Below are 12,403 nucleotides of genomic sequence, written 5' to 3' on the forward strand. Positions count from 1 at the left end.
GTTTTCCTGAGGAAAATGAAAAAACCCCCTGATAAAAAGGGGGGAAATACAATCTTTATAGTAATGGTGATAATAATCTTGCTGTGGATTCAAACAGTCTTACCCTTAACGGTCTCTTTGCAAATTCTTCTGGGACAATTTCATGCGACTGCTCTAAATCACCTAAGAAGTCGTTCACGAGCTTCTCTGTGCTTTTCGTTTTATATAGGAAGGCATTCACTTCAAAATTCAAATGAAAGCTTCTCATATCCATGTTGGCCGTTCCTATCGAAGCCAGCTCGCTGTCCACAATGATAAATTTACTATGCATAAAGCCTTGATCATACTCATACACCTTTGCTCCTGCTTCTAAAAGCTCTGGGAAGTATGAACGGGACGCATGGAAGACGATCCGTTTATCTGGATTCTTCGGAGCAATAATCCGTACGTCTACTCCGCTTAATGCAGCAATTTTTAATGCAGACAAAATATCATCATCCGGCACAAAATACGGTGAAGCGATCCAAATAGACTTTTTGGCAGAGATAATCATGGAGAAAAAGAGATTTTTAATGACCTCCCACTGTTTATCAGGACCGCCAGCAATCATTTGTACGCCTTCTGTTGTGCTCTCAAGGTGACTGAAATCTTTAAAGTAGTCTACACCTGCGCATCTTTCATTCGTCATATAGTACCAATCCTGCATGAAAATCTGCTGCAGATCACGTACAGCTTCACCCTTAATCATCAAATGCGTGTCACGCCAAAAACCATATTGTCTGCTTCTGCCCAAATATTCGTCTCCAATGTTCAGCCCGCCAACAAATCCAACTTCTCCATCAATCACGACAATTTTTCGGTGATTTCGGAAATTGATTTTATTATTTAACAGGGGTAGTCTCACAGGTAAAAATGGAACGATCTGAACGCCGGCCTTTTCGAGGTCAGCAATATATTGACGAGAGAGCTTTAAGCTTCCTACATCGTCATATAAAAAGCGGACAATCACGCCATTTTTCGCTTTATCAATGAGAATATCTTTTAATTCTTGTCCAAGGTCATCGTGGCGGAGAATATAATATTCTAAATGAATGTGATGTGTCGCCTTTTTGATTTCTTCAAAAATATGAGAGAATGTTTCTTCTCCATTCGTCAGGACTTTAGAGGACGTGCGATACGTAATAGGGGTATGTCCGAGTCTGTGGGCCAGCTTAAATAAGAGCTGCTGATGATCACCCATATGCGTCATTTTCTCAATCGCTTCTCTATGAATATGCTCATCTTCCTGGATTAACTGTTCATCTAGAATGGCTTTCTTTTCAAACAGCCTGCGTTTTTTGATATTGCGTCCAAAGAAAATATAGAACAGAAAGCCGAATAACGGAAAGCTGCCAAGCAGGACAAGCCACGTTATTGTTTGAGATGGATTCCGGTTCTCCAAGAATATGACAAACCCGATGAAGATAATCGATAAAGTGAATAGAACACTGACAGAACTTAATACACTTACCGCTAAATCACCAGCAATTAATTGAATGACTAAATAAGCACCTATCGTAATGATAAGAAAAAATAGAACTTTGACTAAATTTCTCATTTCATTTTCTCCTTGCCGATCTCTTTATTTACCTATTCATTCAGATAAAAAAGCCGATTCCTCTATAGAAATCGACTTTTGTTGGTTACGAGAAGTGCTGTTGAATCGTTTCAAGGGCATTTCCTTCGATAATCAGCTGACCGTATTCTTTCAGTCTGTAAATGCTGACCACTGATTCATGAGCATATTCAAGCAAAATGCTGAGCTTATTCTCCACTTGCTCATCTGACAAATCCTCGTGGAAGTCAACATATAGATAATAACGGTTTTCAAACGAATATAAACTTGTGGTAAAATCCTGCATATTTAATTGAGAAAGTGCAATCAAATCTTCAAAGTCATCCATTTTCAACACAAATTGAAGTTGAAGTTTTTTGTCCTTCTCATTATGGTCTTCTTGATCCTGCTCTTCTTTTTGAAAATCATCAAGCAGTGCGTCTAGACTTTCTTCATCTGTTTGATCTTTTTTATCTTCTGGAATCGGCAATTCGAGCTTTTGTCCATCTTTAGAAAGTTGGGCTTTCGTCACGACAATTTCAAGACCTTTGTCAAGTGCCTGCACTTGAATCCAAAGAGGTCCCTCAACTGCAAATTCTTCTTCTTCGTGCACTTCGTCCATTACTTCCCAAAACAGCTCTTCACTGCGTTCACGATTATACCAAATTTCTTCACGGTCAAATCCGCGGTCTTCAATATCACCGTAGGAAATATAAAATTTCACTGTATGTTCATTAATTCTTTCGATTTCCATTTTGCCAACCTTCCCTTCTATATAAGATGTTGAAGGGACATACAAGCTCCCAATTAATAGTACTTTACTACACTTTACCCGTTCCGTCTACATGTTAACCTTTTAAAGAATTGAGGTATTGCTTCGTACTGTCTATTTTATGATAAAACATGAATAAAAGAAATAAAAACGCATTTTTTGCAGAGAAAACTTACAGAAACATATATTTGAATTGTCCTCATATATTGGTTGTACGAGCTCTATTAGACATGAGGTGAAATGGATGGAAACAGAGTGGATCATATCCTTACTGATGATTATTGGCATAGATCTGATTTTAGGCGGAGATAACGCGTTGATCATTGCGATGGCTAGCCGCAGCTTATCAAATGACAAACGCAATAAAGCCATATGGATCGGTACACTTTTGGCAGTGCTGATGAGAATTACGATGACAGGTGCCGCAGTTTATTTATTGACCATCCCTTATTTGCAATTTATCGGCGGGCTTTTTCTCCTTTATATAGGATACAATTTGTTAATTGAACAAAAGAAAGAATCGATTCGCATTAAAAGCAGCGGCTCCCTTTGGCGTGCGGTTCAGACCATTGTGATTGCAGATCTCTTTATGTCACTTGATAATGTGATTGCAGTTGCAGGTGCGGCAAAAGGCAACATGCTGCTGACCGCTTTTGGCCTTATGATTTCAGTACCGATTATTATTTGGGGAAGTAAATTGATTCATGCCGCTTTAACCAAATTCCCGTTTCTTTTATACGGAGGAAGTGCTCTTTTGGCTTTTACTGGCGGTGAAATGATTGTTCGTGATGTGAAATTGAATGAATTTATGGCTCAGCATGCGACTCTCGAATTTATGCTTCCGTTTTTAACGGTCGTAATGGTCATTTTAGCCAGCTTATTTTACGAACAAACAGCTGAAAACAAATAAAAAAAGCTGCCAAATGATCGGCAGCTTTTCAATTTTCTATTTTCTATTAGTTAGCAAGTCGCTGAGCTTCTCTTAGTTGGAATGTACGAACCGTTCTTGGAAGGAAACGTCTAATTTCATCTTCATTGTAGCCAACTTGTAGTCTTTTTTCATCCAAGATGATTGGACGTCTTAAAAGACCTGGATGCTCATTGATCAGTTTATACAATTGTTGAAGAGGCATTGTCTCAACATTCACATTTAGCTTTTGGAATACTTTTGAACGTGTTGAGATAATTTCATCTGTACCGTCTTCAGTCATTCGAAGAATTTCTTTGATTTCATCGATTGAAAGAGGCTCAGAAAAGATGTTTCTCTCTTGATACGGGATATTGTGCTCTTCTAACCACGCTCTTGCTTTTCTACATGATGTACAGCTTGGTGATGTGTATAATGTTACCATAAATCTTCACTCCTCAATTTGTAGAATGAATATTGATCTGTATTCTTAAATTAAAATTGTTCTAAATAAGTAATCTTTATAGTGATTATACTATAAAAAAGTAAGTGTGAACAGATTTTCTTGCAATTTTTGTGACAAAAACTAGACAATTTCATTCATTTTTTGGTGCCGTTTGATGTCTGAACATTCTCATTTAGTCGAGATGATCGAAAATATTTTTTTGTTTTCTATTTTCAATGACCTTCAATACATCATCAACATCCTCATACGACTGCCCATACCATTCTTCATCTTTATACGTATGGATTCGTTCATAGGTCTTCTTCATAGCCTCCATCATTTCTTCCTCATTATCTGTAAGAGGCGACCAATAAAGGATTTCCATGCGGTTCACTTCATTTGTTGCAAGTGACCTGCGTTTATAACCGATTGATTCTGCGTGCTTGAAGTGCTCTCTTTGGTAAAACTTTAGGCGTTTTGCAGTATCTGCATCATCTTCATCTACAGGCTCGACCTCAAGCAAGATCGGTTTCTTTTTTTCCTTCAGCTTATAAATGAGCTTTGATCCGAGGCCTTCACCTCTTGCATCTCTGGAAACAAATAAATAATCAATAAAGATGAAAGAATCAAATTCGGCGTACATCATCACATGATGAGGTCCTTCCTCCTTATGATAAACATCACTTCTTTCCTTTAATAAAGCTTCCATATGCTCTTTTGACTTCATTTCTTCTATCGGGAAGTATTCACTGAGCTTTTCATACCAATTCATGGATCCGCTCCTTATGATATCGTTAAGAACCACTTCCTTAGATATTCCCGATTTCCTATTATTTAAACGCCTGTACTAGTAGTAAGACGCAGCAAAGTCTTCACTAGTTTCACTTTTTTTCAAACAACAGAAAAAAGTTTTATATCGAACGGTCCATGAGTAGTTGAAAACAAACAAAGAGGATAAGTGTCATCGCTATTTGAAACATAATGAAATAAAGATACTTCATGCGCCGTGCTTCTTGCTTCTGATTGCTTGTCTTTCGGTTAAGCATATATTCCACCGAAAAAGACACAATGCCAATGAGCACCATAAACACGAGCATCCACTGTCCCCCATTTGGTTTCCTCAAAAAAGACGTTGAAAAAAGCATGAATACAATTAGAAAGTGAAATAATGAGTAGCGAAACGTCTTCCATATGGACATCTGATTTCCTCCTAGAACCTGCTTGTTGTTATCTAGAAATTACCATCATCTTATTTTTTTGTAAAATAAAAAAAGAAGCACTGACATAGCAGCGCTTCTTTCTTCTTATGATTGTTTAGCTTGAAGCTCTTTGAATTCTTCCTCTGTGCAGCTCACAAAGTGACCTGGCTTCACTTCACGGAACTCGGTGTTCGTTCCTTTGTGAACAGATGGATCATACTTGATTCGTTTGCGGTTACGCTCATAATCTGGATCTGGGAGCGGAATCGCAGATAGTAATGATTTTGTATATGGATGAAGCGGATTTTCGTATAATTCATTCGCTGGTGCCAGTTCAACCAATTTTCCGAAATACATCACGCCAATACGATCGCTGATGTATTTTACCATAGACAGGTCATGGGCAATGAATAAGTACGTTAAGCCTTTTTCTTCTTGAAGTTCTTTCATTAAGTTGACGACCTGTGCTTGGATCGACACATCTAATGCAGAGATTGGTTCATCGGCGATGATGAAATCTGGTTCAACTGCTAATGCACGGGCAATTCCGATACGCTGCCTTTGACCACCTGAGAATTCATGCGGGTATCTGTTTGCATGCTCTTTGTTCAAGCCAACAGTTTCAAGTAATTGGTACACACGCTCTTTACGTGTTTGCTTTGTTTTTGCTAGGCCATGAATGTCGATGCCTTCTGCAATGATATCAAGGACTGTCATTCTAGGGTTGAGTGAGGCATATGGATCTTGGAAGATCATCTGCATTTGACGGTTGAACTCAAGCATTTTTTGTCTTGATTTCTTCCCGTGTACACTTTCCCCTTTATAAAGAACCTCACCATCTGTCGCATCATAAAGTCTAATGATGGAGCGGCCCGTAGTGGATTTACCACAACCAGACTCCCCTACAAGGCCAAGTGTTTCACCTTTATAAATATCAAATGAAACTCCGTCAACTGCTTTCACAGTCCCTCTTGCTGTATGGAAATGTTGCTTCAAATTTTTGATTTCTAACAGTTTTTCTGCCATGCTATTCACCCTCTTTTACTAATACAGGTTTTTCGTAGCTACCTTCTAGTTCACGCATTCTCGCCTTTACAGAAGCAGGCGGTTCAACTTTAGGTGCATTTGGATGAAGTAGCCATGATTTCACATAATGCGTATCTGATACTTTGAACATTGGCGGTTCTTGTTCAAAGTCAATTTTCATTGCATAATCGCTTCGGAGTGCAAATGCATCTCCTTTCGGCGGGTTTGTCAGATCTGGCGGTGTTCCTGGGATTGCAGTCAGCTTTCCTTCATCTCCGCCATCTGTGTCAAGGCTCGGCATTGATGCTAAAAGTCCCCACGTATATGGATGTTTTGGATTGTAGAAAATTTCATCAACAGTCCCTGTCTCCACAATCTGTCCTGCATACATAACGGCTACACGATCAGCGACGTTGGCGACAACACCTAGATCATGCGTAATAAAGATAATAGATGTTTCCACCTTTTGCTGAATTTCTTTCATTAATTCTAAAATTTGCGCCTGAATCGTTACATCTAGTGCTGTCGTCGGCTCATCGGCAATCAATAGCTTTGGATCTGCTGCGAGCGCCATCGCGATGACAACCCTTTGTCTCATCCCGCCACTAAATTCGTGCGGGTATTGCTTGATTCTTTTTTCAGGCATTGCAATTCCAACAAGCTCCAGTAATTCAATGGCTCTTTTTTCAGCCGCTTCTTTTGAAATTTGTTCGTGCTTGAACAGTACTTCTGTAATTTGCTTCCCGACTTTCATCGTTGGATTCAAAGAAGTCATCGGATCCTGGAAGATCATTGAGATGTCTTTTCCTCGAATGGTTTGCATTTGTTTTTCTGTTTTCTTGACGATATCTTGCCCATCAAACAGGATCTGTCCGCGCTTGAAATAACCCGGCGGCATCGGTATTAATCTCATGATGGCCTGTGATGTCACACTTTTACCAGAGCCAGATTCACCTACAATAGCAAGTGTCTCGCCTTTATTTAAGTGGAAGTTCACACCACGAATGGCTTGAACCTCTCCACCATATGTTTTAAATGAGATTGCAAGGTCTTTCACCTCTAGAATACGTTCACGTTCCATCCTAATCACTCCTTATTTACGCAACTTCGGATCTAAAGCGTCTCTTAGTCCGTCTCCAACCACGTTAAAACCAAACATTGTTATACAGATAAATGCGGCTGGGAACCATAATCTCCAAGGATAGTACGTCATGGCCGGAATTCCGTCAGACGCCATTGTTCCCCAGCTCGCTAATGGAGCCGGTACACCAAGTCCTAGATAGCTTAAGAATGCCTCCGTGAAAATAGCTGAAGGAATGGTGAGTGTCATTGTGACAAGAATTGGTCCCATTGAGTTTGGAATTAAGTGTTTAAATAAAAGTCTAGATGTTTTCGCACCTAATGTTTGTGCAGCAAGAACGTACTCTTGACTCTTTAATTGTAGAACCTGTCCCCGAACGATACGTGCCATGTTTATCCAGCCTACGACTGTCATGGCGAGGATAATTGTTAATAATCCTTTTGGCAGAACAACCATCATTAAGATAACCATTAATAGTGTTGGAATTGCCCATAAAACGTCTGCGATACGCATCATGACTTCATCTGTACGGCCGCCTTTGAACGCAGCAATACTTCCCCAGATAATACCGATGATCACGTCAAGGACCGCTGCAGCAAGACCGATGAAGATCGAAATTCTTGCCCCGACCCATGTACGGACAAACATGTCACGTCCTAAATCATCTGTACCGAACCAGTGCTCTTTTGAAGGTGGCTGGTCTGCATTCAGTAAATCGGTCGTCGAGTAATCATATTTAGAAAAAATCGGAACAAAGATGGCCAGCATCACAATAATAAAAATGATTGAAAGACCAACCATTGCAAGTTTATTTGCACGGAAGCGAAGCATAGCATCCTTCCATAAAGATAGACTAGGTTTAGAAATTTTTTCAGATTCTGCTGCGTCAGCTGTCGCAGGAACAAATAAATCTTTTCTCATCTCTTCCATGTGTTAGACCCCTTTCTTCGCCTTCGTCAGTTTAATTCTAGGATCGATAATACCGTAGAGGACGTCAACGACTAGAATACTGATTAATAGAATAATACTGTAGAAGACTGTGACACCCATGATGACGGTGTAATCACGGTTTGTAATACTTGTGACAAAGTGAGAGCCTAATCCAGGAATACCGAAAATCTTCTCCACGACAAAACTACCTGTTAACACTGAAGCAGCCATTGGTCCCATATATGTAATGACAGGTAACAATGCGTTTCGAATTGCGTGTTTAATCGTCACAGCTGATTTCGTTAATCCTTTCGCTCTAGCCGTTCTAATGTAATCACTGTTTAGAACTTCAAGCATACTTGACCGTGCAAGTCTAGCGATAAATGCCATAGGCATGAAGGAAAGTGCAATAGAAGGTAGTACGGTGCTGGCCCAAGACTCCCATCCTGCAACTGGGAAAATCGCTAAAACGCTTGCCTCAGATGCAAATACATATTGTAGCAGCGCAGCTAAAATGAAACTTGGAACTGAAATTCCAAAGATCGTTAAAATGGCAATCGTATAGTCCTGCCACTTGTTATGATAGAGCGCTGCAAGGACCCCAAACAATACACCAAATGCTAATGCGAGGAGAATTGCCTCAATTCCGAGGGTAAAGGAAACGGGGAATCCAGAACTGATTAAGTCATTTACAGTTTGTCCTTTATATTTAAATGAGGGACCAAAATCTAATTTTGCAACTGAACCTAAGTAGTTTACATATTGAACAAATAAGGGCTTGTCCAACCCGTAGTGCTCGTTTAGGTTTGCTTCAATTTCAGCAGGAAGTTTCTTCTCACCAGAGAATGGACCACCCGGTGCTGCCTGCATGAGAAAGAAAGTTGCAGTTACAATAACAAACAGTGTGATTAAAATATATATTAATCGCTTACCGATATATTTAAGCAACGGAATTGCACCTCCATGATTTTACAACATTTTCTCTAATCAGCAAGAAAGGTATATGGAGAGACATCCTCCATATACCTTAAGATCCTTGCCGTAGATCTCTTACACTATAATTCTTACTTTTCGAAATGTGCCCATTTGTATTGAACATCACCTAGTCCAGATACAACCACACCTTTTAGTTTTGGATCTTGTACCCAAAGCTGAGTGTAGAAGTAAATTGGTGCTATAGGCATATCGTTGATGATGATTTCTTCTGCTTTTTTCAGCATTTCTTCACGTTTCGTTTTATCTGTTTCTTTCGCAGAATCATTCAACAATTGTTTGTACTCTTTGCTTTCCCATCCAGTGTCGTTGTTTCCACCGTCTTTATCTTTGTAAAGCTCAAGGAAGTTCACTGGATCGTTGAAGTCACCTAACCAGCCCATACGTCCGATTTGGTAATCTCCGCTGTGGATCTTGTCGATGTATACGTTCCACTCAGAGTTATCAAGTTCAACTTTCACGCCTAAGTCTTTCTTCCACATTTCTTGAATTGCTTGTGCAATCTTTTGGTGGCCTTCATCTGTGTTGTAAGAAAGTTTCAATGCTGGAAGATCAGAAACTGACTTATAACCTAATTCTTTCACACCTTTTTCAAGAAATTCTTTCGCAGTTGCTACATCGTGATCTTTGAAGTAGCCAGTTTTGTTATCAGTGAATCCTTCCATTGTTGGAGGAACGATTGCCATAGCTGGCACTTGCTCACCTTGCGTAATTTTGTCAACGATCGCTTGACGGTTGATTGAGTATGCAAGGGCCTTACGGATGTTTGCATTGTTTAAAGGTTTTACTTCTGTGTTGAATTTGTAGTTATAGATACCTGCGATCGTTTGGATTTTAAGACCGCCTTCTTTTTTCAATGTTTTTAAAGACTCAGTTGGAAGGCTTCCAGTTGGTGAACCAGCCCAGTCAAGCTCGCCTTTTTTGAACATGCTAAGCTCAGTGTTTGTATCTTTGATCATAGACATGTTGATCTTTTTCAATTTCACAGTATCTTTATCCCAGTATTCATTGTTCTTTTCAAGCGTGATAGAACCGCCATGTTTCCATTTAGAAAGAACGAATGGTCCGTTAGATACGTAGTTTTCACCAGCATTTGTGAACCAGTTTTTATTCTTTTCAGCCACTTTTTTGTTGACTGGCATATACGTATAGAATGCAGTTAGTTCAGTAAAGAACGGTGTTGGGTTCTCTAGCTCAACTACAAGCGTTTTGTCGTCTTTAGCTTTAATGCCAACATCAGCAACTTTCGCTTTCCCTTTGTTCGCTGCTTCAGCACCTTTAATATAGTAAAGCTGGTAAGCATATTGAGATTCATTTTTAGGATCTAATGCCCATTTCCAAGCATATTCGAAATCTTTAGCTGTGACAGGGTCACCATTAGACCATTTTGCATCACGAAGTGTGAATGTGTATGTTTTACCATCAGCACTTGTTTTGATATCAGAAGCCATTGCATTTTCTGGCTTACCTTCAGCGTTAATTCTTGTTAATCCCTCAAAAGTCTGACGGATGACACTTCCTGAAGTTGAATCATTTGCCAATCCCGGATGTAGAGAAAAAGGCTCAGTGGAGATATTCACATTTAATGTTGTTTTAGCCTCTCCAGAACTGCTCGTGCTGTCGCCTGATTTGTTTCCGCTGAAACCACAAGCGCTTAATACAAGTGTGAAAATAAGCATTAAAGTAACAACAGACCAACGCTTTTTCAACTGTATTCCCCCTTATAATATGTTTTAGTTCAAAGGTCTCGATAGAAGATGAGATTCAGATTTAAGAAATAGCGTAAAAAAGTCCCTAAATAGCTTACTTTCTATTTCTTTTGTTTTTTCTGAATTTTCACTATGTAAAGAGCCTAGCACAAACGTGTGAACAAATTAATTATAATGAATAGAATAATTTATTGCAATATCAATTTCATATATTTTAAAAAAACGTAAATGGGGATAAAGAGGGATTTTTATAAACTAAAGTCTCAATCACTTCAACAAATTAAAGCGTAAATTGATTAAAATAATTTAACAAATTCAGCAGGAATAATGTTTTATACATATAATTAATCATCCTTTTTTAAAAAATTCTGACAGATAGTTGGTTTTTTATCTAAAATTTTAGATGTCAAACGGCATGATGAGAAGGTCACATGAGGGCTTCGTGACTTTTTTATGGTCATCCTTTATAATAGATAGACATACTGTTGCGATGAAAAAGAAGAGTACATATATTCACCATTTACAGAGAGTCTGCGGCTGGTGCGAGCAGATAATGGCATGTATGGAATGGGCTTTGGAGCAGCTAACCGAACACTTTTGAAAGTTAGTAGGCTTAGACGGAGCAGTCTCCGATATCAACGTCTTGAGTGATTTCTTTGTGAAATAACAAGGGTGGTACCACGGTTCATTCGTCCCTTTTCTGTTGAAAAGTGACGGGTGGGCCTTTTTATATTGAAGAAAAGAGGTTTTAGTATGACAAAGAAGACAATTTTTTCTGGCATTCAGCCGAGCGGTTCTGTGACTTTAGGGAACTATATTGGAGCAATGAAGCAATTTGTCGATTTGCAGCATGATTATCATGGCTATTTTTGTGTAGTCGATCAACATGCGATTACGGTGAGTCAGGACCGGCTAGCTCTTCGCCAAAATATTAGAAGCTTAGCAGCTCTTTATTTAGCAGTTGGACTTGATCCAGAGAAGGCAACATTGTTTATCCAATCAGAGGTACCTGCTCACGCCCAGGCAGGATGGATGCTGCAATGTGTTGCTTATATTGGGGAATTAGAAAGAATGACCCAATTTAAGGACAAATCCGCTGGTAAGGAAGCGGTTGTTTCAGGCCTATTAACGTATCCCCCATTAATGGCTGGCGATATCTTATTATACGGTACTGATTTAGTCCCTGTCGGAGAAGACCAAAAGCAGCATCTTGAATTGACTAGAACGCTTGCTGAACGTTTTAATCGAAAATACAATGACATCTTCACTGTACCTGAAGTGAAAATTCCAAAAGAAGGCGCTCGGATTATGTCTTTAACAGATCCAACGAAAAAGATGAGCAAATCCGATCCGAACCAAAAATCCTTCATTACCTTATTAGATGAACCAAAGCAGCTAGAAAAGAAAATCAAAAGTGCTGTGACGGATTCAGAAGGCATCGTCAAATACGACAAAGAGAACAAGCCTGGTATTGCCAACTTGCTGACGATTTATTCTGTGTTAGGCAACGTATCGATTGCAGAGCTTGAGCAAAAGTATGAAGGCAAAGGGTATGGTGAATTTAAGGGAGATCTTGCGAACGTAGTCGTTGATGCTTTAAAACCAATACAAGATCGGTACTATGAACTCATTGAGTCAGACGAGCTTGACCGCATTCTTGACGAAGGTGCTGAAAAAGCAAACCGCGCAGCAAACAAAATGCTGAAAAAAATGGAGAATGCGATGGGTCTTGGCAGAAAACGCAAATAAAAAAAGCTTGCAGCACATC

The 12,403-nt window shown here is 39.3% G+C and carries 12 protein-coding genes, 1 pseudogene and 1 other annotated feature; of the genes and pseudogenes, 2 read left to right on the forward strand and 11 right to left on the reverse strand.

From position 1 onward, the window contains the following. Positions 1-55 precede the first annotated feature (55 nt). The 3 genes and pseudogenes from cls to C6Y07_RS19335 form a co-directional block, all read right to left on the reverse strand. Positions 56-1,576, reverse strand: a complete 1,521-nt coding sequence (gene cls / locus C6Y07_RS13430) for a cardiolipin synthase (RefSeq protein WP_088003078.1) — start codon at positions 1,574-1,576, stop codon at positions 56-58. Positions 1,577-1,661: 85 nt separating this feature from the next. Continuing rightward, positions 1,662-2,327, reverse strand: coding sequence for an adaptor protein MecA (gene mecA, locus C6Y07_RS13435; protein WP_012009573.1), 666 nt, complete (start codon positions 2,325-2,327; stop codon positions 1,662-1,664). Then, a pseudogene (locus C6Y07_RS19335) lies at positions 2,294-2,414 on the reverse strand (hypothetical protein); the annotation flags it as partial. The pseudogene C6Y07_RS19335 and the gene mecA, both read right to left, overlap by 34 nt. A 175-nt stretch (positions 2,415-2,589) precedes the next feature. On the opposite strand from C6Y07_RS19335, the gene C6Y07_RS13440 reads away from it, so the two are divergent. Further along, positions 2,590-3,255: a TerC family protein gene (locus C6Y07_RS13440; protein ID WP_060596006.1), complete on the forward strand. Its 666-nt coding sequence runs from the start codon at positions 2,590-2,592 to the stop codon at positions 3,253-3,255. A gap of 46 nt (positions 3,256-3,301) precedes the next feature. Here the strand turns inward: C6Y07_RS13440 and spxA are convergent, their stop codons facing one another. The 8 genes from spxA to C6Y07_RS13480 all read right to left on the reverse strand — a co-directional run bounded on the left by spxA (position 3,302) and on the right by C6Y07_RS13480 (position 10,635). Beyond that, positions 3,302-3,697, reverse strand: coding sequence for a transcriptional regulator SpxA (gene spxA / locus C6Y07_RS13445; RefSeq protein ID WP_003211421.1), 396 nt, complete (start codon positions 3,695-3,697; stop codon positions 3,302-3,304). Positions 3,698-3,890: 193 nt separating this feature from the next. Continuing rightward, a complete protein-coding gene (locus C6Y07_RS13450; RefSeq protein ID WP_106048723.1) occupies positions 3,891-4,469 on the reverse strand; it encodes a GNAT family N-acetyltransferase in 579 nt (192 codons plus the stop codon). A 139-nt stretch (positions 4,470-4,608) separates the two neighbouring features. Beyond that, positions 4,609-4,896 (reverse strand): hypothetical protein, encoded by a 288-nt coding sequence (locus C6Y07_RS13455; protein WP_106031502.1) that lies wholly within the window; start codon positions 4,894-4,896, stop codon positions 4,609-4,611. Between the two features lie 105 nt (positions 4,897-5,001). Further along, on the reverse strand, positions 5,002-5,922 hold the full coding sequence (locus C6Y07_RS13460) for an ABC transporter ATP-binding protein (protein ID WP_106156892.1): 921 nt from the start codon (positions 5,920-5,922) through the stop codon (positions 5,002-5,004). Between the two features lies 1 nt (position 5,923). Further along, on the reverse strand, positions 5,924-7,003 hold the full coding sequence (locus C6Y07_RS13465) for an ABC transporter ATP-binding protein (protein WP_034663262.1): 1,080 nt from the start codon (positions 7,001-7,003) through the stop codon (positions 5,924-5,926). Positions 7,004-7,015: 12 nt separating this feature from the next. Then, positions 7,016-7,933: an ABC transporter permease gene (locus tag C6Y07_RS13470; RefSeq protein ID WP_034663265.1), complete on the reverse strand. Its 918-nt coding sequence runs from the start codon at positions 7,931-7,933 to the stop codon at positions 7,016-7,018. Between the two features lie 3 nt (positions 7,934-7,936). After that, positions 7,937-8,881, reverse strand: a complete 945-nt coding sequence (locus C6Y07_RS13475) for an ABC transporter permease (RefSeq protein ID WP_060596003.1) — start codon at positions 8,879-8,881, stop codon at positions 7,937-7,939. 116 nt (positions 8,882-8,997) lie between these two features. Then, positions 8,998-10,635 (reverse strand): peptide ABC transporter substrate-binding protein, encoded by a 1,638-nt coding sequence (locus tag C6Y07_RS13480; RefSeq protein ID WP_034666712.1) that lies wholly within the window; start codon positions 10,633-10,635, stop codon positions 8,998-9,000. Positions 10,636-11,116: 481 nt separating this feature from the next. After that, positions 11,117-11,335: a binding site (T-box leader), on the forward strand. Positions 11,336-11,388: 53 nt separating this feature from the next. On the opposite strand from C6Y07_RS13480, the gene trpS reads away from it, so the two are divergent. After that, on the forward strand, positions 11,389-12,384 hold the full coding sequence (gene trpS / locus C6Y07_RS13485; protein ID WP_060596002.1) for a tryptophan--tRNA ligase: 996 nt from the start codon (positions 11,389-11,391) through the stop codon (positions 12,382-12,384). Positions 12,385-12,403: the final 19 nt, after the last annotated feature.

The organism is Bacillus sp. LNXM12-1 (genome assembly GCF_003004375.1).
Classification (GTDB): Bacteria; Bacillota; Bacilli; order Bacillales; family Bacillaceae; genus Bacillus.

Excerpts from the sequence above, each read along its gene's own strand:
- cls (WP_088003078.1), bottom strand. The coding sequence starts at position 1,576 with ATGAGAAATTTAGTCAAAGTTCTATTTTTTCTTATCATTACGATAGGT.
- mecA (WP_012009573.1), bottom strand. The coding sequence starts at position 2,327 with ATGGAAATCGAAAGAATTAATGAACATACAGTGAAATTTTATATTTCC.
- C6Y07_RS13440 (WP_060596006.1), top strand. The coding sequence starts at position 2,590 with ATGGAAACAGAGTGGATCATATCCTTACTGATGATTATTGGCATAGAT.
- spxA (WP_003211421.1), bottom strand. The coding sequence starts at position 3,697 with ATGGTAACATTATACACATCACCAAGCTGTACATCATGTAGAAAAGCA.
- C6Y07_RS13450 (WP_106048723.1), bottom strand. The coding sequence starts at position 4,469 with ATGAATTGGTATGAAAAGCTCAGTGAATACTTCCCGATAGAAGAAATG.
- C6Y07_RS13455 (WP_106031502.1), bottom strand. The coding sequence starts at position 4,896 with ATGTCCATATGGAAGACGTTTCGCTACTCATTATTTCACTTTCTAATT.
- C6Y07_RS13460 (WP_106156892.1), bottom strand. The coding sequence starts at position 5,922 with ATGGCAGAAAAACTGTTAGAAATCAAAAATTTGAAGCAACATTTCCAT.
- C6Y07_RS13465 (WP_034663262.1), bottom strand. The coding sequence starts at position 7,003 with ATGGAACGTGAACGTATTCTAGAGGTGAAAGACCTTGCAATCTCATTT.
- C6Y07_RS13470 (WP_034663265.1), bottom strand. The coding sequence starts at position 7,933 with ATGGAAGAGATGAGAAAAGATTTATTTGTTCCTGCGACAGCTGACGCA.
- trpS (WP_060596002.1), top strand. The coding sequence starts at position 11,389 with ATGACAAAGAAGACAATTTTTTCTGGCATTCAGCCGAGCGGTTCTGTG.